Annotated in this window: 26 protein-coding genes; 16 read left to right on the top strand and 10 right to left on the bottom strand. The window is 33.4% G+C overall.

Annotated elements, in window-relative coordinates:
• Positions 1 to 30: 30 nt before the first annotated feature.
• Both BLV91_RS09785 and ruvX read right to left on the bottom strand, forming a co-directional pair.
• Positions 31 to 1521, bottom strand: coding sequence for a malate:quinone oxidoreductase (locus BLV91_RS09785; RefSeq protein ID WP_091432414.1), 1491 nt, complete (start codon positions 1519 to 1521; stop codon positions 31 to 33).
• Between the two features lie 121 nt (positions 1522 to 1642).
• Positions 1643 to 2059 (bottom strand): Holliday junction resolvase RuvX, encoded by a 417-nt coding sequence (gene ruvX, locus BLV91_RS09790; protein WP_091432417.1) that lies wholly within the window; start codon positions 2057 to 2059, stop codon positions 1643 to 1645.
• A gap of 251 nt (positions 2060 to 2310) precedes the next feature.
• Here ruvX and BLV91_RS09795 point away from each other — a divergent pair, with 251 nt between their 5' ends.
• The 3 genes from BLV91_RS09795 to BLV91_RS09805 all read left to right on the top strand — a co-directional run bounded on the left by BLV91_RS09795 (position 2311) and on the right by BLV91_RS09805 (position 5043).
• Entirely contained in the window at positions 2311 to 3126 is an 816-nt protein-coding gene (locus BLV91_RS09795; RefSeq protein ID WP_091432420.1) for a 2,3,4,5-tetrahydropyridine-2,6-dicarboxylate N-succinyltransferase, read from the top strand.
• Positions 3127 to 3188: 62 nt separating this feature from the next.
• On the top strand, positions 3189 to 4265 hold the full coding sequence (locus BLV91_RS09800; protein ID WP_245709650.1) for a glycosyltransferase family 9 protein: 1077 nt from the start codon (positions 3189 to 3191) through the stop codon (positions 4263 to 4265).
• Positions 4252 to 5043, top strand: a complete 792-nt coding sequence (locus tag BLV91_RS09805; RefSeq protein ID WP_091432556.1) for a glycosyltransferase family 2 protein — start codon at positions 4252 to 4254, stop codon at positions 5041 to 5043. The genes BLV91_RS09800 and BLV91_RS09805 overlap by 14 nt, the downstream gene beginning before the upstream one ends.
• Here the strand turns inward: BLV91_RS09805 and BLV91_RS09810 are convergent.
• Positions 5040 to 5810 carry a PhoP regulatory network YrbL family protein gene (locus BLV91_RS09810; RefSeq protein ID WP_245709653.1) on the bottom strand — a complete coding sequence of 257 codons (771 nt, stop codon included), beginning with the start codon at positions 5808 to 5810 and terminating at the stop codon, positions 5040 to 5042. The two genes, BLV91_RS09805 and BLV91_RS09810, sit on opposite strands and share 4 nt — an antisense overlap.
• Positions 5811 to 6032: 222 nt before the next feature.
• Here BLV91_RS09810 and BLV91_RS09815 point away from each other — a divergent pair, with 222 nt between their 5' ends.
• The 7 genes from BLV91_RS09815 to BLV91_RS09845 all read left to right on the top strand — a co-directional run bounded on the left by BLV91_RS09815 (position 6033) and on the right by BLV91_RS09845 (position 11907).
• Positions 6033 to 7145 (top strand): glycosyltransferase family 4 protein, encoded by a 1113-nt coding sequence (locus BLV91_RS09815; RefSeq protein ID WP_091432426.1) that lies wholly within the window; start codon positions 6033 to 6035, stop codon positions 7143 to 7145.
• Positions 7132 to 7701: an L-threonylcarbamoyladenylate synthase gene (locus tag BLV91_RS09820; protein ID WP_091432430.1), complete on the top strand. Its 570-nt coding sequence runs from the start codon at positions 7132 to 7134 to the stop codon at positions 7699 to 7701. Before BLV91_RS09815 ends, BLV91_RS09820 begins: the two co-directional genes overlap by 14 nt.
• Before the next feature lie 59 nt (positions 7702 to 7760).
• Complete coding sequence (locus BLV91_RS09825) at positions 7761 to 8144, top strand: GxxExxY protein (protein WP_091432433.1); 384 nt, start codon at positions 7761 to 7763, stop codon at positions 8142 to 8144.
• A gap of 30 nt (positions 8145 to 8174) precedes the next feature.
• The gene (locus BLV91_RS09830) at positions 8175 to 9596 is read left to right on the top strand and encodes a CCA tRNA nucleotidyltransferase (protein ID WP_091432436.1); all 1422 of its coding nucleotides are present in this window, start codon (positions 8175 to 8177) and stop codon (positions 9594 to 9596) included.
• 49 nt (positions 9597 to 9645) lie between these two features.
• A complete protein-coding gene (locus tag BLV91_RS09835) occupies positions 9646 to 10668 on the top strand; it encodes a COX15/CtaA family protein (RefSeq protein ID WP_091432438.1) in 1023 nt (340 codons plus the stop codon).
• Positions 10669 to 10731: 63 nt separating this feature from the next.
• Positions 10732 to 11505 carry a CDP-alcohol phosphatidyltransferase family protein gene (locus BLV91_RS09840; protein ID WP_091432443.1) on the top strand — a complete coding sequence of 258 codons (774 nt, stop codon included), beginning with the start codon at positions 10732 to 10734 and terminating at the stop codon, positions 11503 to 11505.
• Between the two features lie 219 nt (positions 11506 to 11724).
• The gene (locus tag BLV91_RS09845) at positions 11725 to 11907 is read left to right on the top strand and encodes a CsbD family protein (protein WP_091432446.1); all 183 of its coding nucleotides are present in this window, start codon (positions 11725 to 11727) and stop codon (positions 11905 to 11907) included.
• Between the two features lie 108 nt (positions 11908 to 12015).
• On the opposite strand, the gene BLV91_RS09850 is transcribed toward BLV91_RS09845, so the two are convergent.
• The 7 genes from BLV91_RS09850 to BLV91_RS09880 form a co-directional block, all read right to left on the bottom strand.
• Positions 12016 to 12771, bottom strand: coding sequence for a LytR/AlgR family response regulator transcription factor (locus BLV91_RS09850; protein WP_091432449.1), 756 nt, complete (start codon positions 12769 to 12771; stop codon positions 12016 to 12018).
• 83 nt (positions 12772 to 12854) lie between these two features.
• On the bottom strand, positions 12855 to 13208 hold the full coding sequence (locus tag BLV91_RS09855; protein WP_091432452.1) for a 2TM domain-containing protein: 354 nt from the start codon (positions 13206 to 13208) through the stop codon (positions 12855 to 12857).
• Positions 13209 to 13223: 15 nt separating this feature from the next.
• Positions 13224 to 13547, bottom strand: coding sequence for a 2TM domain-containing protein (locus BLV91_RS09860; protein ID WP_245709655.1), 324 nt, complete (start codon positions 13545 to 13547; stop codon positions 13224 to 13226).
• Positions 13538 to 13840 carry a 2TM domain-containing protein gene (locus BLV91_RS09865; protein WP_091432455.1) on the bottom strand — a complete coding sequence of 101 codons (303 nt, stop codon included), beginning with the start codon at positions 13838 to 13840 and terminating at the stop codon, positions 13538 to 13540. Before BLV91_RS09865 ends, BLV91_RS09860 begins: the two co-directional genes overlap by 10 nt.
• Positions 13831 to 15168: a 2TM domain-containing protein gene (locus BLV91_RS09870; RefSeq protein ID WP_245709656.1), complete on the bottom strand. Its 1338-nt coding sequence runs from the start codon at positions 15166 to 15168 to the stop codon at positions 13831 to 13833. The genes BLV91_RS09865 and BLV91_RS09870 overlap by 10 nt, the downstream gene beginning before the upstream one ends.
• Before the next feature lie 46 nt (positions 15169 to 15214).
• Positions 15215 to 15865 carry a hypothetical protein gene (locus BLV91_RS09875; protein ID WP_091432458.1) on the bottom strand — a complete coding sequence of 217 codons (651 nt, stop codon included), beginning with the start codon at positions 15863 to 15865 and terminating at the stop codon, positions 15215 to 15217.
• A 234-nt stretch (positions 15866 to 16099) separates the two neighbouring features.
• Positions 16100 to 18259, bottom strand: coding sequence for a TonB-dependent receptor (locus tag BLV91_RS09880; protein WP_091432462.1), 2160 nt, complete (start codon positions 18257 to 18259; stop codon positions 16100 to 16102).
• A gap of 184 nt (positions 18260 to 18443) precedes the next feature.
• Between BLV91_RS09880 and BLV91_RS09885 the strand changes: the two genes are divergently transcribed.
• The 6 genes from BLV91_RS09885 (at position 18444) to BLV91_RS09910 (ending at position 21845) form a co-directional block, all read left to right on the top strand.
• On the top strand, positions 18444 to 18902 hold the full coding sequence (locus BLV91_RS09885) for a YciI family protein (protein ID WP_091432464.1): 459 nt from the start codon (positions 18444 to 18446) through the stop codon (positions 18900 to 18902).
• A gap of 24 nt (positions 18903 to 18926) precedes the next feature.
• Entirely contained in the window at positions 18927 to 19484 is a 558-nt protein-coding gene (locus BLV91_RS09890; protein WP_091432467.1) for a sugar O-acetyltransferase, read from the top strand.
• A 4-nt stretch (positions 19485 to 19488) separates the two neighbouring features.
• Positions 19489 to 19878 carry an SMU1112c/YaeR family gloxylase I-like metalloprotein gene (gene gloA2, locus BLV91_RS09895; protein WP_091432469.1) on the top strand — a complete coding sequence of 130 codons (390 nt, stop codon included), beginning with the start codon at positions 19489 to 19491 and terminating at the stop codon, positions 19876 to 19878.
• A gap of 271 nt (positions 19879 to 20149) precedes the next feature.
• The gene (locus BLV91_RS09900; protein ID WP_091432471.1) at positions 20150 to 20758 is read left to right on the top strand and encodes an HPP family protein; all 609 of its coding nucleotides are present in this window, start codon (positions 20150 to 20152) and stop codon (positions 20756 to 20758) included.
• 99 nt (positions 20759 to 20857) lie between these two features.
• Positions 20858 to 21397, top strand: coding sequence for an IS1096 element passenger TnpR family protein (locus tag BLV91_RS09905; RefSeq protein ID WP_091432474.1), 540 nt, complete (start codon positions 20858 to 20860; stop codon positions 21395 to 21397).
• A 52-nt stretch (positions 21398 to 21449) separates the two neighbouring features.
• On the top strand, positions 21450 to 21845 hold the full coding sequence (locus BLV91_RS09910) for a four helix bundle protein (RefSeq protein WP_091432477.1): 396 nt from the start codon (positions 21450 to 21452) through the stop codon (positions 21843 to 21845).
• Positions 21846 to 21887 lie beyond the last annotated feature (42 nt).

Here is a 21887-nt window from a genome sequence, read left to right on the forward strand (position 1 = left end):
ATGCCGGGATTTCATCTGAATTTTACAATTCTATAATTTTAATACTGCTGTCGTATGTTTTCTTATTTCATCTGATAATGCAGCGTTTTCATTTAGCTTTTGTCCATAAGAAGGAATCATTTCTTTGAACTTTTTCTGCCATTCATCAGTTTTAGTTTCTTCTTTGAAACATCTTCCCACTAAGTCTACCATAATGGAAACAGCGGTTGACGCGCCAGGAGAAGCGCCTAGCAAAACCGCCATCGTTCCATCAGCAGTTGTGATAACTTCTGTACCAAATTCTAATATTCCACCTTCTTTTTCGTCTTTTTTAATTACTTGTACCCTTTGTCCCGCTCTTTCAATTACCCAGTCTTCTGACTTAGCATTTGGAACATATTCGCGTAAGGCGTTAATTCTATCTTCTGTTGATTGACGTACTTGATCAATCAAATATTTGGTTAATGGAATGTTTTTAATACCGGCAGAAATCATTGGTAAAATATTATCCGTGGTAATCGAAAATGGTAAATCAGAATACGAACCGTTTTTCAAAAAACGAGTTGAAAAGCCTGCAAACGGACCAAATAACAATTGTTTTTCACCGTTAATCATTCTAGAATCTATGTGAGGAACTGACATTGGCGGAGCGCCTACACTTGCTTTTCCATATACCTTAGCTTTATGCTGAGCAATAACTTCAGGGTTTATACATTTTAACCATTGTCCGCTAACCGGAAAACCACCAAAACCTTCACCTTCTGGAACATCAGCTTTTTCTAGTAATGGCAAAGAGCCACCTCCTGCACCAATAAACACAAATTTACTATATACTTTCCTTTTTTGGCCTGAAGCCAAATCAGTAATTTTTATTCTCCAAGACTTATCCTCACGTTGTTTCATTTTTTGAACTTCGTGATGGTAATGAATTGTTACGCCATCCAATGTATCTAAATAATTAAAGATACTTCTGGTCAATTCTCCAAAATTCACATCAGTCCCCATTGCCATATAAGTAGCAGCCATATTCTGTGAGGCATCTCTACCTTCCATAACTAAGGGCATCCATTCTTTCATTTGAGAAAAATCAGTGCTATATACCATATCTTTGAAAAGCTGATTTTGCTGTAAAGCATCAAATCTTTTCTTAAGATATGCAACATTTTTATCTCCCCATACAAAACTCATATGAGGAATGCTTTTTATAAAATTCTCAGGAGAAGGCACTTTCTTTTGTTCTACTAAATAAGCCCAAAATTGACGTGATACTTCAAAAGATTCAGCGATACTGATTGCTTTCTTAGGGTCAACTGATCCGTCAGCACTTTCAGGAGTATAATTAAGTTCACAGAAGGCAGAGTGTCCAGTTCCTGCATTATTCCAAGCATCAGAACTTTCAGCAGCTGCGATATCTAATCTTTCGAAAATTTCAATTTTTAAATCGGGTTGTAGTTCTTTTAGAATCAAGCCCAAAGTGGCGCTCATAATTCCGGCTCCTATAAGTACTACTTCAGTATTTGAACGAATGGTTGTGTCAGGCATAGCAATAAAATTTAAAGTGCAAAGATACTTTTTTAAAATCGCAAAAAAAACAATAAATACACCTTGAAAAGTTAGATTTTACGAAAACGTTTTCACTCTGTACATCATTAAAAATGATGCCTTAAAATGTCTTCCGATTCAAATAATCCTGAAGCATTATTGTTGCCGAAATTTCGTCAATAAGCGCTTTATTTTGACGTTGCTTTTTACTAAGTCCACTATCTATCATAGATTGAAATGCCATCTTAGAAGTAAAACGTTCGTCCATTCTAATGACTTTCATATCCGGAAAATGATTCGAAAAATGAGTTACAAACCCCTTAATTATAGAGGCACTTTCTGAGGGCTGCCCATTCATCTGTTTAGGTTCACCAATAATTACAGCTTCGACTTTTTCTTTCGAAAAATAATCTTTCAGGAAAGGAATGGCAGTTGCACTAGGAATAGTCGTCAAGCCTGAAGCTATGATTTGCATTTCATCAGTCACGGCAATACCTGTCCGTTTTTGTCCGTAATCTATAGAGAGAATTCGAGCCATGTTTTTTTATTTATTTTGCAAAGATACATAAAGAATTAACTTTCCTAATGCAATTACAGATTAGCAAACTATTGCTATTTCTTTAATTAAAGTTACTATTTGTAAACTTAAATTTTTCCCAACCCTACAGACAAACACACAAAAAAAATCATCATGTTATTTTTAGAACAAAAAAAACAAATATGTTACTATTGCGAAAACGCTTCCCTTTTCTAAAAAATCGAATTATATTTGCGTAAAAATCATCTAAAATGAATCCATTACAGACTATTATAGAACAGGCTTGGGAAAACAGAGCTTTGTTACAAGAAGAAACAACTACTAATGCAATTAGAGAAGTTATTGAATTATTAGACTCAGGAAAATTACGTGTTGCTGAACCAGTTGGGGACGGATGGCAAGTAAACGAATGGGTTAAGAAAGCAGTAGTTATGTACTTCCCTATCCAAAAAATGGAAACAGTAGAAGCTGGTATTTTCGAATACCATGATAAAATGTTGTTAAAAAGAGATTATGCCGAAAAAGGAATTCGAGTAGTTCCTGGTGCAATTGCTCGTTACGGTGCTTATATCTCAAGTGGTGTAATTATGATGCCAAGTTACGTAAACATTGGTGCATATGTTGACGAAGGAACTATGGTAGATACTTGGGCAACAGTAGGTAGTTGTGCTCAAATTGGTAAGAACGTACATTTAAGTGGTGGTGTTGGTATTGGTGGTGTTCTTGAACCTCTTCAAGCTGCTCCAGTAATCATTGAAGACGGTGCTTTTATAGGTTCTCGTTGTATCGTTGTTGAAGGAGTTCATGTTGGTAAAGAAGCAGTTCTTGGTGCTAATGTTTGTTTGACAGCATCTACAAAAATCATTGATGTTACTGGTGAAACTCCGGTTCAAATGAAAGGATTTGTTCCGGCACGTTCTGTAGTAATTCCTGGAAGTTATACTAAAAAATTCGCAGCTGGTGAATTTCAAGTTCCATGTGCATTAATCATTGGAACACGCAAACCTTCTACCGATTTAAAAACATCTTTGAATAACGCTTTACGTGAATATGACGTAGCAGTTTAAATTTATTTTACTTTAAAATATTATTGTATATTCCTCCCTTAAAAAGGGAGGTTTTTTTATTTATGAAGATACTAGTTATACAACAAAAAATGATTGGCGATGTCTTGGTTAGCAGCATTATATGCAATAACCTTAGGCTAGCCTACCCCAATGCTCAGATCGATTATTTAGTCTATGAATCGACAACTCCTGTATTAGAAGGTAATACAAGCATTGATAATATCATTCTTTTCGAAAAAAAACACATAGAAAGTAAAAAGGAGCTTCTTAATTTAGCACTCCAAATCAGAGCTGAAAAATATGATCTTTTAATCGACGCCTATTCTAAATTAGAGAGTTGGCTTCTAGTGATTCTCAGTGCTGCCAAAAGAAAAATATCATACAAAAAAAAGGGCCGTACTTTTTTATATACTGACTCCGTTCCATTTGAAGCTTTTCCAAAAACCAACTTAGGCCTAGCCATAGAAAGAAGACTGTCTTTATTAGAACCACTCAATCTCGATATTAAAATTGATCCTGTTCCCAAACTCTTTGTGACCAAAGAAGAAAATCAGCTTGCGAAAGCACTTTTTGAAAAACATCAAGTTAAAGACAATCGGAAAACGGTTATGATTAGCCTTTTAGGAAGTGAAAAGCTAAAAACCTACCCACTGGAATATATGGCAAAAATCGTGGACACTATTGCCGATAATAGCGATGTCAATATTCTTTTTAATTATTTTCCAAAGCAAATTGAAGAAGCAAGAACCATTTTTAATTATTGTACTCCTTCAACTCAAAAGAAAATATATTTTGATTTATTAGGTAATGATTTACGGGGTTTTATTGCCATTATGAATCAATGCGATTTTATAATTGGTAATGATGGAGGCGCAATTAATATGGCAAAAGCCTTAAACAAACCTTCCTTTACTATTTTTTCACCTTGGATTGAGAAAAAGATATGGGCCACTTTTGACGATGGAGTCGTGAATCAATCCGTACATCTTAATGATTACAAACCTGAATTATTCACTTTAAAAACAGAAAAAGAGCTCAAAAATAATGCGCTTGAATTGTATCAAGAATTTGAGTCTAGTTTATTTGAAGACAAATTAGTTTCCTTTTTAATTGAAAATAATTCCAATGGAAAAGGTTAAAAGCACAGAATCCGTTCCAACTGACATACATTTGAGTGCGCTAATCATTACTTACAATGAGGAGCACAATATAAAACAGCTTTTGCAGGATTTAGATTTCGCAGATGAAATTCTGGTTATCGACTCTTTTAGCACTGACAAAACCGTTGAAATAGCGCAATCGTTTAGCAATGTAAAAGTGAGCCAACATGTATTTGAGAATTATGCTCTTCAACGAAATTACGCTCTAAGTTTAGCTAAAGGGACTTGGATTTTGTTTTTAGATGCCGATGAAAGATTGACTCCGGCTCTTAAAGATGAAATTATCCAGACAATTCAAAATAAAGCGGAATTTAACTCCTATTATTTCAAGCGTACTTTTATGTTTGCCAATGAGAAATTGCATTTTAGCGGCTGGCAAACCGACAAAATCATCCGTCTTTTCAGAAAAGAAAATACTACTTACTCTCTTCAAAAAACGGTTCATGAAAAGCTTAATACTGTTGGAGATATTGGAAAATTAAATAACCGTTTAATTCATTATTCCTATACGGACTATTTTAGTTATAAAGAAAAAATGACCCGCTATGGCAAACTGAAAGCCAGTGAGGAGTTTATAAAAGGTACAAAACCCCATTTTTTCCATTTCTACCTCCGCCCTTCCTTCCAATTCATCAATCAATATCTACTGAGGTTGGGAATCCTAGACGGTAAAAAGGGAATTATAATTTGCTATTTAAATGCTTTCAGTGTTTATATCCGTTTTCAGGAATTAAAAAGAATGAAGCTAAAAAATTAAGCCTTCCAGAATTTTAATTTCTTTTTCATTTTATGCTTTTTAGCAAAAGCCGTTTGAAAATCGCTAGTTGCTTCCCACATTTTATCTAAAATCTCTGAGCTGTTTTTGGAATAAAGTTTAGCATACTCGTCACTCATTATTGTAATCATTTCCTTTTTTGGCGTAAGCCTACTTAAGTTTTTCATCCGCATTTCAAAATCCATTGTTTCATGAAAGTTCATCCTGTTTAGGTCAACAAGAAAAAATTGATATTGATTTTCAGATACTTTTTTGATTAAGGTATTCCCTGGAGAATGATCCATGAACTCAATCCCTTTTTCGTGTAGATCAAATGAAAAACGTGTGAATTGTCGCAAAATATTCTCGTGATCAGGATAATCAGGAATTTCAACAAGTTCTCTAAACGTTAATTCGGCATCAAGATGTTCACTTGCATAGTAGCTGTCTTGCAAACCAACCCAATTGAATTTTTCAAGAAAAGCAATTGGTTCTGGTGTTCCAATTCCTTTTTCTAATAGTAGGGTTGCATATTCATAGGAACGGCGCGCTTTTGATTTTCTGAAATTTTTGTAAACTACTTTATTGATCAGGTGCGGCACTTTAAACGATTTTATGTTAACTGTTTTTCCATCAAGGTCAAAAAGTTTAATAATGTTTCTATCCCCATTACCAAAAACAGTACCTAAATCAGAATTGAATTCTTTGATGAAGTTTAGTACTTCCTTTGAGTTCTGTACAGTTTTAGAAAACATTAATTTTATAATCATTACTATTATATTAGGTCTTTACTTTATGTATTTAAAAAATAAACAGTAACTATTTACAAGCCTATTTAAAAAAAAAATTCAATGAGAATCTAAAATGTTTATCAAACCATTCAATTCCATATCCTTCTTTCAAAACTATCGCTTAATTACTATCAACCCACAAAAATACACATACCATTTTAGACTTCAAATTATTATTGTAATTTCGGCAAAAAATAATAGATGACTATATTGCATGTATCGGCTGTAAAAAATTGGGGAGGTGGTGAGAATCATATTGAAAACCTATCCATTGAGTTAAGCGCTACTAATCCAGAGGTTAAAAACATTGTATTATGTGTTGAAAATGGGCTTTTTCACAATCGCCTCATTAAGTCTGACATTATTCATGAAACGGCACCTTTAGCATATAATTTGGATTTCCGATTTTCAAAGAAGATCATCCAAATATGCAAAACTAATAAAGTCGACGTTATTCACATTCACGACCCTTCAGCAATTGCTTTATGTATTATTGCAGACAAATTCTATAGTTTACCTCCATTTATCTTTAGTAAAAAAACATCTTTTCCCATCAAAAAGAAAAGATCTACCTTATATAAATACAACTATTCCAAAATTAAAAAATACCTCTGCGTTTCTAATGAAACCAAGAGAGTTACAGCTGAATCGATTAAAGACAAAAATAAGCTGATTACCATATACCACGGAACGAATTTAAAAAATAAAAGCTCTGAGACTCCTTTTTTGTTACGAGAAAAATTCAATGTAGACCCTTCTAAAAAAATAATTGGAGTCATAGGGAATCACATTAGAGCTAAACATTTTGAGACACTAATTGAGACTGTTGATTTAATCATAAATAACGAAAAAAGGAAAGACATTATCTTTGTCCAAATAGGAAACTTTACTGATAGAACACCGGAATTATTAGAGTCTGTAAAGAAAAACAACCTAGAAAATGATATTATTTTCCTAGGATATACTGCAAATGCGTCCAATTTTATTCCGCAATTTGACGCCTTGCTAGTCACTTCACAAAGCGAAGGAGTACCGCAAGTAATTTTTGAGAGTTTTTATCATAAAAAACCTGTTATAAGTACTGATGTTGGTGGTATTCCAGAAATCATTGAGGATGGAGTCAATGGGTTATTAGCCCCAAAACACAACCCACAAGTTTTAGCAGATAAAATAATTAAATTATTTGGTAATTCTGATTTGACACCGCAATTCACTTCAATTGCTTACGAAAAACTAGTAAGCCTTTACACAACAACAATAATGGCGCAAAAAACGCTAGAACAATACAAAAAAATTATCGATGGAAAATCTTAACGAAGAAGTTCACAAAGCATACGAAATTATTAAAGAAGGCGGTATAATACTATATCCTACAGACACCGTTTGGGGTGTTGGATGTGACGCAACAAATCCTGAGGCTGTAGCCAAAATTTATAAACTCAAACAGAGAGCCGAAACCCAAAGTATGATCGTTTTGATGAACGGCGATAAAATGATACACAATGTTTTCAAGGAGGTTCCAGAAGTGGCTTGGCAAATTATGGATTTGTCCGAAAACCCTACTACTATCATCTTGGATAACCCTAGAAACGTAGCAGCAAACGTAATTGCCACTGACAAAACTTTAGGAATCAGAATCGTGAAGGAACCTTTCTGCTTCAAATTAATGGAAAAGATGAAAAAACCGTTGGTTTCTACTTCGGCAAATATTTCAGGGCAACCTACTCCAAAAAGTTTCAAAGAAATCAGTCCAGAGATTATCAAAGGTGTAGACTATGTTGTAAATTTGCAGCGCGATAAAATTGCTGGAAAACCATCTACAATTATAAAATTGGGTAATGATGCTCAGGTGAAAGTGATTCGCAAGTAGTTGAAAAATACAGGTTATTATAGTATAACCGCTGATTCGCAGATTAAAATTTTTAATTTATGGAGGAATATTTATCCGCAGATGAAACTTATAAAATAATTGGAATTCTATTTGAAGTTCATAAAACGTTAGGGAAAGGTTTTTCAGAAATAGTATATAAAGATGCTTTAGAATTTGAATTTAACGAAAATAACATCCCTTATGAACGTGAAAAAGAATACTCAGTAAACTATAAAAATACCATTTTAAAGCATCAGTTTTATGCAGATTTTGTACTTTATAAGTCAATAATTTTAGAAATTAAAACTGTAGAATGTTTTAACAATAGCCATTATAATCAGTGCTTAAATTATCTAAAAGTGTCAGATAATGAACTTGCATTATTAGTAAATTTCAATTCTAATTCCCTAGAATACAAACGAATTGTTCGCACAAAAAAATAAAAAAAATCTGCGAATCTGCGGTAGAAACTTATGAATTATAAAGAAGCATTACATAACAAAATATTCCAAGTCATTTCACAAGCATCACAAGAACTTAACGTTGATAGTTATGTCATTGGTGGATTTGTGCGAGATTTGATATTAAAAAGAGATTTCAAAAAAGACATTGATATTGTTGCCGTAGGTAGCGGAATCGAGTTAGCCTTAAAAGTATCTCAATTACTTCCAAACAAACCAAAAGTTCAAGTATTCAAAACCTATGGAACAGCCATGTTGCGTTTTGAGGATACCGAAATTGAGTTTGTAGGAGCCCGAAAAGAGTCCTATCATTTTGAAAGTCGGAACCCAGTTGTAGAAAACGGGACCTTAAAAGACGATCAAGACCGTCGAGATTTCACAATCAATGCATTGGCAATTTCTTTGAATTCAAGTAGTTTTGGAGAACTTCTTGATCCATTTGATGGTCTGAAGGACATGGAGAATAAGGTATTAAAAACACCTCTTGAACCAGATATCACCTACTCTGATGATCCTTTGCGCATGATGCGAGCGATACGTTTTGCCAATCAATTGCATTTTGAAATTGAAGAAAACTCACTGCAATCCATCACGAAAAATGCAGAACGCATTAAAATCATTTCTGGAGAGCGAATTGTAGATGAACTAAACAAGATACTTTCAACAGACAAACCTTCTGTTGGATTCCTATTACTATATAAAACTGGACTTCTTGATATCCTTTTACCTGAATTGACCGCCTTAAATCAAGTAGAAGAAATCGAGGGACAAACCCATAAAAACAATTTTTACCATACACTGGAAGTTGTAGACAACATTTGCCCTAATACAGATGATGTTTGGCTTAGATGGGCCGCTTTATTACATGATATAGGGAAAGCACCAACTAAACGTTTCAACAAGAAACAGGGGTGGACTTTTCACGGACATGAATTTCTAGGCGGTAAAATGGTCAAAAAACTATTTGAACGTTTGCATATGCCATTGAACCAGAAAATGAAATTTGTTCAAAAAATGGTAATGATGAGTTCACGTCCCATTGTCCTATCACAGGATACTGTGACTGATTCAGCAGTGCGTCGTTTGGTTTTTGATGCAGGAGAAGATGTGGAAGATCTAATGACCTTATGCGAAGCGGATATCACTACTAAAAACCCGAATAAGTTCAAGAAATATCATGCTAATTTTGAAATCGTCCGCAAAAAAATTGTGGAAGTAGAAGAGCGTGATCATGTTCGTAATTTTCAACCTCCAATAACTGGTGAGGAAATTATGGGAATTTTCAACCTTCAGCCCTCAAAAGAAATAGGGATGCTTAAGGAAGCTATTAAAGAAGCAATACTAGAAGGGGAAATTCCTAATGAGTATCAGGCAGCTTATGACTTCATGTTAAAAAAAGCTACTAAAATGGGATTAAAGATTAACGCTTGTTGAATTAAGTATTAGTTGTAATTAAAATATCTTTGGGAAAATTAGTTTCAAAATGAAAAAAGAGAATAAATCCGTTATAATTTGGCTGTTATCAGGCTGTTTCTTATTGTTTTTAATGGTTATTGTTGGAGGCATTACTCGATTAACTAATTCTGGATTATCGATGACCGACTGGCATTTAGTTACCGATACATTCCCACCACTTACAGAAGCAAAATGGCAAGAAGCCTTTGACCAATACAAACAGTTTCCCGAGTATCAAAAGATAAATATTCATAATGATTTCCAACTCTCAGATTATAAGTTTATCTATTTTTGGGAATGGTTTCACCGTTTTATCGGTCGTATAATAGGTTTAGTTTTTATAGTTCCATTTGTATACTTTCTAATCAAAAAGAAATTAGACACTTCAACTATTAAAAAATGCGTTATCCTTTTAAGTATGGGTGCTTTTCAAGGCTTTTTAGGTTGGTTCATGGTAAGAAGCGGACTAATTGATAATCCAGATGTAAGTCATTTTAGATTGGCACTACATTTAACTTTTGCATTTATCACGTTTGCCTATACCTTTTGGGTAGCATTAGATTTAATCTACCCTGAAAAGAAACCAATAGAGAAATCGTTAAGAACGATCGCCCGTTACGCACTTGCTTTGTTATTACTTCAAATCATATACGGAGGCTTTGTTGCAGGACTAAATGCAGGCTTAATTCACAATCACTGGCCATTGATGAGCGACGGACAATTTATTCACGACAGTGTCTTTCAGGAACAAAAAAACATGTTATTAAGCTTTACTGAAGGAAAAAGTGGAGTTCAGTTTATTCATAGAACTCTCGCTTATATTGTTGTTGCAATAATGGCTTTACTCTACTTTAAAAGCAAAAAATTCAGCTTGGATAAAGGGCAAAAAAACGGAATTAATTCATTACTAATAATTGTGGTTTTACAGTTTGCTTTAGGTGTATTCACATTGCTATATGGAGTACCTTTATGGTTAGGATTGACTCATCAAATCAATGCTTTTTTCCTTTTATCTGCAATGACATTTACGCTACACCGATTGTCCAAATAACAACTTTTCATTATATTTACGCTTGACTATATTGTCACATTTCTTTGTTCATCATAAACAAAAATGTCTAAACTTGCACCTCAGGATAAGTTTCTTGATCTATCAGATTATGGAAGAACCCCTGGAAAATTACTTGCAAATCGATTAAAAAACACCCGATTTACACCCATTCACGTCACCCTGCTTTTTGGTCTTTGCGGTCTAATTGCTATTTACTTTATTCTCAAAAATCAATATTACCTAGCTGGTATTTTCATCGTTTTGAAATCAATTATTGATGCTGCTGATGGTGAACTAGCCAGAATAAAAAACACTCCATCCTATACCGGAAGGTACCTTGATAGTGTCTTTGACATCGTACTCAACTTTCTGTTTTTAACTGCAATTTGGTACGTCTCAACGACACCTTTTTGGATCACATTACTTGCGTTTTTTTGTATTCAATTACAAGGAACTTTATACAATTATTACTATGTGATTTTAAGAAACAGATCCGTTGGAGGAGACAAGACAAGCAAAATTTTTGAGGACAAAACACCTAAAGCATTAGCTGGCGAAACTCAGAAATCAGTTGATATTTTGCATTTGATTTACACTATCGTTTATGGAGGTTTTGACAAAATAATTCATGCACTGGACAGTGATGCTTACAAACGTAAAACGTTCCCAAATTGGTTTATGACTTTCGTTTCTTTGTATGGATTAGGATTTCAATTATTACTAATTGCGCTTATGTTATCACTGAATTACATAGAACACATCTCTTCCTTTTTTATAGGATATTCTGTCTTTATCTTTATTCTAATAGGGATTAGAAAATGGTTTTTTAAGGCTTAAAGCCAATATAGAAAAAATCTATACTACTAATCCAAATAAATGCTATCCAGCGATTTAACAATTACAACTTACAGTTTTAATTCAATCACTTTTAAAGTAATCATAAATCCTCTCTATCAATAATTTTACAACAATTTCTAAAAATAATATAACAGTTTCACCACCCTTATTTCCCAACTTTGCTATATAAATATTAATAATCATTAAAACTATATTGTTATGCCAAATTCAGAAGAGATTAAAGGAAACTGGAATGAGATGAAAGGTAAAATTAAACAAAAATTTGCCGAACTAACAGAAGACGACTTGTTATTTGAAGAAGGACAAGAAGATGAAATGTGGGGGAAACTACAACAAAAATTAGGTAAGACTAAAAAAGAGATTCAGTCTTTATTTGAATAAATAAAAGATTGTGTCTTATTAAAAACGGTTTCAAAAAACAGCTCTATTTTGTGTGTCAATTCAAACAAAATTCAGTGACTTTTGAAACCGTCTTTTCATGCTTTTTTCTCAGCCTAACCACTCTTTAAAATGAGGTACTTTTTCTCTACTAACTATAACCTCATCTTCTCCATAAGAAGGTAAAATCACTTTCAATCGAGAGTTGCTATAAAGTACAATTTCCTTAATTGCTTTCAACGGAATTATAAATTTTCGGCTAATTCTATAAAATTCTTTCGGATCTAACTCTTGTTCTAAAATTTCCAAAGTACATTCAACAAGGTAATTTCTATTGTCAAAAGTATGAATATACGTCCCCTTATTTTCACTAAAAAAACATTCAACCTCATCTGTAGAAATAACTTTTAAATGTTGTCCAATTTTTACTGTAAACCTTTTTTTATAATTTTTATCAAATGGGTTCGAAAGCATTTTCTTGATTTCTTCAAAGTCAATTTTAAGCGATTCTTTTTTTGGAATCCGTGCTTGAAATTTATCTACTGCAACTTCTAAATCTTCCTCATCAATAGGTTTCAAAAGATAATCAATACTGTTCAATTTAAATGCTCTTAAGGCATATTCATCGTAAGCCGTTGTAAAGATAATAGCGCTCTTAATTTCGACTTTTTCAAATATTTCAAATGACAAACCATCGGACAATTGTATGTCCAAAAAAATCAAATCAGGATGTTCATTTTTAGAAAACCATTCGATCGATTCTTCGACAGAATGAAGGAGAACACTAACTTCAATATTTAACTTTTCGAGTTTTCGCTGTAACAATCTTGCAGCTGGTTTTTCGTCTTCAATTATGATGGTTGTCATTATTATTTTTTATTATTACTAATTCTGTAGTTTATGTATGAAGTATAAAAATCCTCAATTGAACTTTGGTCCTAAATATTAATTTACTCCCATTTATTATCCTTGTCTTTATCCATAAATTCTTTAATTTTATTTTCTTCCCAATCAGGTCCAAAAAATATATTTCTTCCAAAAACCGACAATCCGTGCGCCATTAAGCCAATTCCCCAGAAGAAAACGGTATTCCAGGTTTGCCATTGCCAAAACACTTCGTCCCCAATCATACTCCTGTTAAAAATAGAAATCAATATAAAGGCATTTACCAGCACGTAAACCAATAAGTGAATATAGAACCCTTTAATCCTTTTTACTCTTTTATACGCCATGTCATAACGCGCATCAGGACTGTCAATGCCTGAAACAGTATTCTCGAACAATCGTCTTCTTAATCGTCCCATGTGGTTTGAATTTTATTATTTCCAATTTCCTTTTTGTTCTTTCTCTTTTTCTTTCTCCATAAACTCTTTAATTTTTTGTTCCTCCCAGTCTTTCCCTAGAAATGGCATATAATTAAAGACTTTCATTCCGTGAATAAACACACCTATCCCCCATCCGAACAGCGGCCAAAAAAACCATAAATAGCTGGGTGATGTAGCTAAATTAATCGCTAAGAGTCCGATATTAACAACTACATAAGCAGTCAAATTACCGTAAAACCCTTTAATTTCTTCCACCCGTTTTTTAGCTTTAAAATAGCGATCTTCGTTTTGATATTTATTCTCCATGACTATTTCCATGTTTGTTTATTATCTTCTTTATTTAAAATCTCTTGAATTTTCCTTTCTTCCCAGTAATCGTTAAATACATAAACTTTACAGGCATGAATCAATAAAGGAATTCCTCCACCAAGTACTGAATACCAAAACCATTGTTCTTCAGGAGTGAATTTCAGGTTAATAAAAATTATTGTAGGAGTTACGCTAAAATATATGAGCAAATGCAAATAGAATGCTTTGATTTTATTGAATCTTTTTTTAGCTTTAAAATAGCTGTCTTCGTTTTGATATTTATTCTCCATGACTATTTCCATGTTTGTTTATTATCTTCTTTATTTAAAATCTCTTGAATTTTTCTTTCTTCCCAGTTCGAGCTATATCCAAAAACCTTAAGAGCATGCATTATCAGTCCAAAACCCCAACCTCCAGCAGAGAACCAGAACCATTGATATTGAGGAGAATACCTGAGATTTATGAAAATTAAAAAAGGAATTACAATACAATACGAAATCAGGTTTCCATAAAATCCTTTCAATTCTTCCACTCTCTTTTTTGCCCTAAAATAAGCATTGTTTTCATTATAATCTGTCGTTGTTTCCATGACTGATATTTGTTTGGTCAAAATGGGTATTTTGACCGTGAATACTTTTTCATTTTGTCCTATCAAAACTTTCCTTTCGGTTATAATTCCGTATCGATTGATGATATTTTGTAATCCTACTCCTTTACGATCTTGCAGCACTTCTTTCTTTTGATAATCATTTTCAACAACCAAATAGCCGTTTTTAACAAAAATCCGAATATGCAATGGCCTTTTTTCACTTACTACATTGTGCTTAACCGTATTTTCGAGCAACAACTGTAAGGAAAGCGGAACTACTTTTGCTTCTGGATTAATTATTGACGTGGGAAGTTCATAAAACAAACTATTCTCAAAACGCATTTTAAGCAAATTCATATAGGTTTTGGCGAAAGCCAATTCCTCGTCGACTGAAACCAAATCTTTGTCTTTTTGTTCTAATACGTAGCGATATATTTTAGACAATGAAGTAGTAAATCGCTGTGCATTTTCAGGATTTTCTTCGATCAAAGAACTCAAAACATTCAAACTATTAAAGAGAAAATGAGGATCTATTTGATTCTTTAAACTCTCAAATTTAGCCGATGCAGTTCCAGCAATTATTTTCTGCTCTTTGACTTTGTTCTCATTATAGGCTTTGTAAAAATAAAGTGCATGAATTCCTAAAAGAACAACAAATGACACTATTGATGCAACAATATAATTAGAAGGTTGCTCCTCTTTCAAAAATGCACTTAAAGTATTTTCTTCAATTATTACATCTTCAAAAACCCTTAATAAGAATATTACAAATAACGAAAGAACAAATGAACTTAAAAACCCAATAACCAACCTTTTAACAGCATATCTATTGTTTTTAAAAACAGAATCTAAATACATAAAAAGTATCGCATTCACGTAATATAACGTCATCCCATAGAGCATGGTGTATAAGAAATTAACCTTTAAATGATTATCGAAAGCTACTTTCCCTCCGTTTACAACTGGTATTATTGTTAAAACAATGAATATTAAGATCGATATAAATAAAGCTCTAGGGAATTCTCTTATTAATTTATTCATTTAAGTTTAGTATTAAACATTAAAAAGTTCAATAGTGCCTCTCGGCCTATTTACAATTTTTCTGCGCTATTAATGCTCTATCCAATCCCCATTTTGGAGCGAAAGGACTTTCAGGTTTAAAAGTAGCAAAAAGTTCGATGGCTTTGTCAATTTGAGCACACATCGGCTTTGTGTCCTGTCCCCAAAATTTGGCTCCTCCAATTTCAAACTCCGCTTTTGAGAAGATTACCCTAGGATTATTTGGTGCAATTGCTTCTGCATTTGCATATAGTTCCATGGTTGGACCGGATAATTTTTGTCCGTTAGTCATTGGGTCAAAAACGATCCAGGCAGTATTTATCATGGCTTGCATCACGTACAATTCGGCATTATTTTGATCTTTTATCATTTCTACATCTAAAGCGTTTTGTGCTTTCGAAAGTAATATATTTATTTTTTCTTTATCCTTTGTACCAAAAGCGGCGGTTGTATTTACCAAAGCTACATAATAATTAGGCAACCAATTTGTTGTTTCTACTGCGGCAATTCTTTCGAATACATCAGAAGCTTCTGCGTTTTTGCCTTCTCCCCAAAGAGCAAAGGCTTTTCCCATTCCTTGTTCAAACTTGCTTGCTTTTGTTTCATTAGTTGCTACTTGGCCTTGAGCCGATAATAAAGTAATAACAAATAGTGCGAATGCGGTGATTAATTTAGTCATGATTTCTAGTTTTTAAGGTTGATTGTTTTTTGATGATTGAAACGAGTTATTAATTTATACTTCAAAAGTATCACAGAAATACTGCGGGAAAAATTTATAATTACTGAACTGTTGAATTTCAAGGATGAATCGTTTTTTAGTTAGTCGAAGGTTTGAAAATCATAAAATCAAAGATCAGATTCCTTGAGCCTTTGTGACTTTGAGACTTTGAGACTCGGAATCTTTAAACTTCTTCTATAGATTCTTCAACTGATTGTCTTTTTTGTCTTTGCTAATAGTCCAAAAGAATCCCACAAAGAAGAACCGATCAGCGGTAGGCGTAATTTCTTTTCTATTATAAAAACCGCTAGAGTCAGGAGAATTAGCATAATCATATCCAAAGACGTTTTGCGTTCCTAAAACATTCGAAACAGAGAAATACAGTATCTTTTGTTGGCTAATTAAATACGCCCAATTAAAACTTAAACTATTGTAGGCTTTCGTTTTTCCGTTCATGAATTGGGTTTCATTTGGATTATTGTAGGGACGCCCCGAACTAAATGAATTGGTAAAACCTACTTGCGAACGCCAATCAGTTATGAAATACTTCGTTACAATAGACAAAGAATGATCTGCCACAAAGCTTGGCGTTGCGGTTGTTGGATAATTTTTATAATCCCTTTCGGTATCAATATATGAGTAGGAAATCCAATATTCTAGATTTTTAATGGACTTACCATCACGCCAAAATAAATCCAAACCTTTGGCGTAAGCCGAACCTTGATTGTTGAATATCGAATTATAGGCAATCTCTTGTGTATCGTATTTAACTAAGTTGCTGTACTCTTTATAGTAGGCTTCTGCTCTAAAAGTTTGCTTGTCTTTGGCATATTGAAAATTCAAAATATAATGCGAAGCTTTTTCGCTTTCGAATTGATGGTATTTGGCATATTTGATATAATCGGCATTTGGACTTTGAGTAAAATCACCGTAAGCCAACGAGAACTGACTGTTTTTAGCCACTTTGTATGCCATAGAGAGTCGTGGCGAAATGGTAGTTTCATCAAGCAAGTCATTATTAGAAGCTCTTAAACCAATTTTAGCAGCAAACTTTTTTGAAAATAAAATATCTGCTTCTGTGTATGCTGCCGCAATATTAGAATTATAGCCATTCGTTTTTGCTGTTCCTAAATTTTCGGTGAAGCTTTCATCGAATTTTGTACTAAAATAATCTCCACCAAAAGACAACTTAAAGTAATTCGAAACGTTTTTCCTCAATTTCAATTTTAAATGTGCTGCATTTTCATCGTTAACTACATTGTCTAAATTCAGTCCGATTTTATTTTTGCTATAACCATAACTCATTCCGGTTGTGATTTGCCAATTGGCTCCGAAATTTCCTTTGTACGAAGTATTAAAATAAAAATTATCGTTTTTCAAATTCACCCTCATCTTCTCAGCTGAATTTATATTTTCCTGATTAATATCGAATTTAGAAGAATCAAAAGCAGCATACAGCTTTAGAATACCGCTATTAAAGTTATAGCGATAAACGGTTTCTCCAGACAACGATTGAAAAGGACTGTTCCAATCTACATTTTGCGGAATTGCCGCTTGATAAGGAGCCAAATTGATATAAGAAGCATTAACACTTAGTGAACTTTTTTCCCATTTTTGAGTATTTCCAAGACCAAAACCTACAGTCATTAGTGAAATATCTGTTTTATTTTGATCTGGATTATCTTCTGTATTTAAAAGCAATACGCTAGATAAAGCTTCACCATATTCTGCTGAATAACCTCCTGTAGAAAAGGCGATTCCACTAAACAGAAAGGGAGAAAACCGACCGCGTGTAGGCAAATTATTAGTAGTTGCACCATAAGGTTGCGCTACACGAATACCATCTACAAAAGTTTGTGTTTCATTAGCTTCTCCGCCACGAACAAACAAACGACCGTCCTCGCCTACACTTTGTGTTCCCGGTAAGGTTTGTAGAGCCGCAATAATATTCCCTGCTGAACCTGCTGTTGTGACGATATCTAAAGAATTTAAAACAGTAACTCTTGCTTTCTCGCCAGACTCCATTGTTCCTGCAGTAATCACAACGGCATCAAGCGCGTTAAAACTTTCCTTTAAAGTGATGGTTTTTCCATGAAAATTAGCAACATCAATTTGAGTTTTTGAAGTTTCATAAATTAAAAAACTCACTACTAAAGTCTGATTGCCTTTAGCATCTGTTTCGAATGAAAAATCTCCGGTTTCATTAGTTGTCGCTCCGTCATAACTTCCTTCGATGAAAACATTGGCACCAGAAACAGCTTTACCTTTTTGATCAACTACTTTGCCCGAAAGTGTTGTTTGGGAAAATAAAAAAGTGGTGAAGAATAAAATAATTAAAGTACTGATTGATTTCATTTGGTTTGATTTTGATACACCAAATGTATTTTGATTGTCTCTTTTTAAAAACTTAAACTAACTGAACTGTCAAATTAGAGGGATGAGTTGTAAACGATAGCAATTCCATTCACTTAACTCCACAAATATGGCCTATTTCTTTAGCATAAAAACAGTATTTTTGTGATAACTAAATCAAACGAAAATGAAAATCAGCATTGCAGTACTACTAACATTTCTATCTTTTGCGACAGTAAGAGCTCAAGAAGCCGAAGCTACATTTAATGCTTCATTGGCAAAATCATTAGGTGCTGATGACTACGGAATGAAACAATATGTTTTTTGCATCCTTAAAAAAGGGAGTAATACAACGGCCAGTAAAGAAGAACGAGCCAAATTATTTGAAGGACATATGGCCAATATTAATAAATTAGCAAAAGAAGGGAAATTAGTGGTTGCTGGTCCATTCATGGAAAACGAAAGAAATTATAGTGGCATTTTTATTTTTAATGTAACTACTGTTGATGAAGCGCTAACGCTAGTAGAAAGTGACCCAGCAGTTAAAGCAAAAATATTTGAAGTGGAGTTAACACCTTGGTACAGTAGTGCAGCATTGCAGCAAATTTCACAAATGCACGATCAAATCGCGAAAATAAAATTTTAGATTACAACTGAAATCAACTACAATATGAAAACTGAAAAACAAAAAATGATCGCGGGAGAACACTACTTGGGTGGCGACCCTGAGATAGTAAAAGATAGAAGGAGAGCAAAAAACTTAATGCACCGCTTAAATGTTACTGAATATAGAGTTACCAAAAAAGCACGCGAAATAATTAAGGAACTGATTCCAAATTCAGGAGCTAATCTTTATATAGAACCACCATTTTTTTGTGATTATGGCTATAATATTAGTTGTGGTGAGAATGTGTACTTCAATGTAAACTGCGTTGTTTTAGACTGTACCACAGTGACAATTGGTTCCAATGTGTTTTTCGCACCCAATGTTCAATTGTACACCGCCACTCACCCGCTTGAGGCAGAATTAAGAAAAACAGTTGAAAGCGCTTTACCCATAACTATAGGTGATGATTGCTGGATAGGTGGAAATTCTGTGATTTGTCCTGGGGTTACTATAGGTAGAGGATGTGTTATTGGAGCAGGATCTGTGGTTACAAAAGATATTCCTGACAATTCACTAGCAGTAGGAAATCCTGCAAAAGTGATTCGGAAACTAAATCAATAATAAAATGTTACAATTAAATAAAGTACACCATATTGCCATTATTTGTTCTGACTATAGCAGATCAAAACGTTTTTATACCGAAATTTTAGGACTTACAATACTACAAGAAATTTATCGGGAAGAACGGGATTCCTACAAACTAGATTTAGCCTTGAATGGCGACTATATTGTTGAACTTTTTTCGTTCCCTAATCCTTCTGAAAGACCTTCCCGTCCTGAAGCTTGTGGCTTACGTCATTTGGCTTTTGAAGTGAATGATATTGAGAAGACCCGTGATTTTTTAGTTCAAAAAGATATTGCTTCCGAAGAAATAAGAAAAGATGAATTTACGAGTAAACGTTTTTTCTTTATTGCAGATCCAGATGGACTTCCATTAGAATTTTATGAAATATAAACGAATTGGATCCTAAAATCATTGTACTCATAAAGCTTTCATAAAAAATCCTGTTATGGAGTCATATCAAGGTATACTCTTTTTTTAATTCTTTAAGTTTGCAGCACTTAAAAAAACCTTATAAAAAACTAAGGTTTACAATATTCCTTCAGATAAATAATACTTTTCGAATTAATAAAGATGTCTTAGTGCGATTAAGAAAAATACCGCAAAGATGATTTACCCTTATTCAGTATATTCATACGCTGCTAGTCTATCAAAATAAAAACCTATGCCGATCAAGAAAATAAAAAAAGGATATCGTAAAACAAGGTATATCCTTTATAAAGAAACATTAATTGATTTTAAAGAGCACTTTTGGGCCTTTGTTGGTTCGTTTATAGGAATTGGAAGTATCGCTTATTTTAACTCTCATAATTTCGTAGGATCAGATGCTGTTTTTCTTATTGGTTCTTTTGGTGCCTCTAGCGTGCTTATTTACGGCATAATTCAAAGTCCGTTTTCTCAACCAAGAAACCTTATTGGAGGTCATCTTATTTCAGCATTTGTAGGTGTTACAGTACAACTTTTACTACCTGATATTATTTGGTTATCATCGGCTTTGGCAGTTTCTCTTTCGATTGTTTTAATGCAAGTCACCAGAACGCTCCATCCGCCTGGAGGCACTACTGCTTTGATAGCCGTAATTAGTTCTGATAAGATTAAGGATCTTGGTTACTGGTATGTATTGAGTCCAATACTCACTGGAGTACTTATTCTTTTATTCGTTGCCTTAGTAGTCAACAATCTGACTGAAAGCCGTAGCTATCCCACTAACAACAAATACCATAAAAAGTATCATACTTTTAGAAAACGCATAACTAAAAAGCTGCAGGCTTAGCAATTATAGCACTATAGAAATCTTATTAACAAATCAAGTTTCTTAAAAAGATATCTAAAATTAAATTTTACCTTTGACCATTCAATAAAAACAACGATTATGGTTTACAAATTCAGGGTAATATTAGATGCAGAAGAAGATATTTTTAGAGATATTGCAATACTTGATGAGGATACTTTAGAGGATTTACATAACGCAATCTTCAATTCATTTGGGTTTGACGGAATGGAAGTGGCTTCATTTTACACTTGTGATGAGACGTGGAATCAAGAGGATGAGATTTCTCTTTTTGACACCGGAGATGTTCCTGGCGAACAAAAAATCATGAGCGATTATCAACTCTCAGATATTTTAGACGATAAGAACACCAAAATAATTTATGTTTATGACTTTATAAACATGTGGACATTCCTTGTTGAATTAGCAGCAGTAGAAGAACAAACTGCAGGCAACACTTATCCAGAAACTTTATTTTCTCACGGAGAAATGCCAGATGAGGCAATGGAAAAAAACTTTGAAGCTGACAATGCTGATGATTATGCAAATGACTATGAAGACGGTTTAGATGAAGATGATCTAGATATGTTTGAAGGCGACGACAGTTTTGAAGACTTTGGATTTGAGGAGAATTGGAATTAGAGTTAAGTTTTAATTGTTTAAGAGTTTAATTGTTTAAAATAGTTTTTGGGATATGGCTACAATTAAAAGGTTTGAAGATCTAGAAATTTGGCTTGAAGCTAGAAGACTATCAAACGAAATAATTTTAATCTCTAAAAACACTGATTTAAACAGAGATTTTAAACTTAAAGAACAAATTAAAGGTTCATCTGGTTCTGTGATGGACAATATTGCAGAAGGCTTTGAAAGAAATGGAAATGCTGAATTCCGACAATTTCTATCTATTGCAAAAGGCTCCGCAGGAGAATCTCGATCTCAATTATATAGAGTTTTTGATAATGAATACATAACTCAGGAGCGATTAACAGTTTTAGTTTCTGAATATGAAAAATTAAGTATCAAAATTCACAATTTTATTACATACCTAAATAAAAAAGACTTTAAGGGGACAAAGTTTATCGATTCTTAAACTTTTAAACAACTTTAAACCTTTAAACAATATTAAACCTAA

Origin of the sequence: Flavobacterium degerlachei, assembly GCF_900106645.1 — a bacterium.
GTDB classification, from domain to species: domain Bacteria; phylum Bacteroidota; class Bacteroidia; order Flavobacteriales; family Flavobacteriaceae; genus Flavobacterium; species Flavobacterium degerlachei.

Bases quoted from the DNA above. Each gene is read 5' to 3' on its own strand.
- BLV91_RS09810 (WP_245709653.1), bottom strand. From the start codon at position 5,810: ATGATTATAAAATTAATGTTTTCTAAAACTGTACAGAACTCAAAGGAA.
- BLV91_RS09845 (WP_091432446.1), top strand. From the start codon at position 11,725: ATGCCAAATTCAGAAGAGATTAAAGGAAACTGGAATGAGATGAAAGGT.
- BLV91_RS09865 (WP_091432455.1), bottom strand. From the start codon at position 13,840: ATGGAAATAGTCATGGAGAATAAATATCAAAACGAAGACAGCTATTTT.
- BLV91_RS09805 (WP_091432556.1), top strand. From the start codon at position 4,252: ATGGAAAAGGTTAAAAGCACAGAATCCGTTCCAACTGACATACATTTG.
- BLV91_RS09835 (WP_091432438.1), top strand. From the start codon at position 9,646: ATGAAAAAAGAGAATAAATCCGTTATAATTTGGCTGTTATCAGGCTGT.
- BLV91_RS09905 (WP_091432474.1), top strand. From the start codon at position 20,858: ATGGTTTACAAATTCAGGGTAATATTAGATGCAGAAGAAGATATTTTT.
- BLV91_RS09890 (WP_091432467.1), top strand. From the start codon at position 18,927: ATGAAAACTGAAAAACAAAAAATGATCGCGGGAGAACACTACTTGGGT.
- BLV91_RS09860 (WP_245709655.1), bottom strand. From the start codon at position 13,547: ATGGAAATAGTCATGGAGAATAAATATCAAAACGAAGATCGCTATTTT.
- ruvX (WP_091432417.1), bottom strand. From the start codon at position 2,059: ATGGCTCGAATTCTCTCTATAGATTACGGACAAAAACGGACAGGTATT.
- BLV91_RS09885 (WP_091432464.1), top strand. From the start codon at position 18,444: ATGAAAATCAGCATTGCAGTACTACTAACATTTCTATCTTTTGCGACA.
- BLV91_RS09825 (WP_091432433.1), top strand. From the start codon at position 7,761: ATGGAGGAATATTTATCCGCAGATGAAACTTATAAAATAATTGGAATT.
- BLV91_RS09815 (WP_091432426.1), top strand. From the start codon at position 6,033: ATGACTATATTGCATGTATCGGCTGTAAAAAATTGGGGAGGTGGTGAG.
- BLV91_RS09900 (WP_091432471.1), top strand. From the start codon at position 20,150: ATGCCGATCAAGAAAATAAAAAAAGGATATCGTAAAACAAGGTATATC.
- gloA2 (WP_091432469.1), top strand. From the start codon at position 19,489: ATGTTACAATTAAATAAAGTACACCATATTGCCATTATTTGTTCTGAC.
- BLV91_RS09910 (WP_091432477.1), top strand. From the start codon at position 21,450: ATGGCTACAATTAAAAGGTTTGAAGATCTAGAAATTTGGCTTGAAGCT.
- BLV91_RS09875 (WP_091432458.1), bottom strand. From the start codon at position 15,865: ATGACTAAATTAATCACCGCATTCGCACTATTTGTTATTACTTTATTA.
- BLV91_RS09850 (WP_091432449.1), bottom strand. From the start codon at position 12,771: ATGACAACCATCATAATTGAAGACGAAAAACCAGCTGCAAGATTGTTA.
- BLV91_RS09840 (WP_091432443.1), top strand. From the start codon at position 10,732: ATGTCTAAACTTGCACCTCAGGATAAGTTTCTTGATCTATCAGATTAT.
- BLV91_RS09855 (WP_091432452.1), bottom strand. From the start codon at position 13,208: ATGGGACGATTAAGAAGACGATTGTTCGAGAATACTGTTTCAGGCATT.
- BLV91_RS09795 (WP_091432420.1), top strand. From the start codon at position 2,311: ATGAATCCATTACAGACTATTATAGAACAGGCTTGGGAAAACAGAGCT.
- BLV91_RS09785 (WP_091432414.1), bottom strand. From the start codon at position 1,521: ATGCCTGACACAACCATTCGTTCAAATACTGAAGTAGTACTTATAGGA.
- BLV91_RS09800 (WP_245709650.1), top strand. From the start codon at position 3,189: ATGAAGATACTAGTTATACAACAAAAAATGATTGGCGATGTCTTGGTT.
- BLV91_RS09830 (WP_091432436.1), top strand. From the start codon at position 8,175: ATGAATTATAAAGAAGCATTACATAACAAAATATTCCAAGTCATTTCA.
- BLV91_RS09820 (WP_091432430.1), top strand. From the start codon at position 7,132: ATGGAAAATCTTAACGAAGAAGTTCACAAAGCATACGAAATTATTAAA.
- BLV91_RS09880 (WP_091432462.1), bottom strand. From the start codon at position 18,259: ATGAAATCAATCAGTACTTTAATTATTTTATTCTTCACCACTTTTTTA.
- BLV91_RS09870 (WP_245709656.1), bottom strand. From the start codon at position 15,168: ATGAATAAATTAATAAGAGAATTCCCTAGAGCTTTATTTATATCGATC.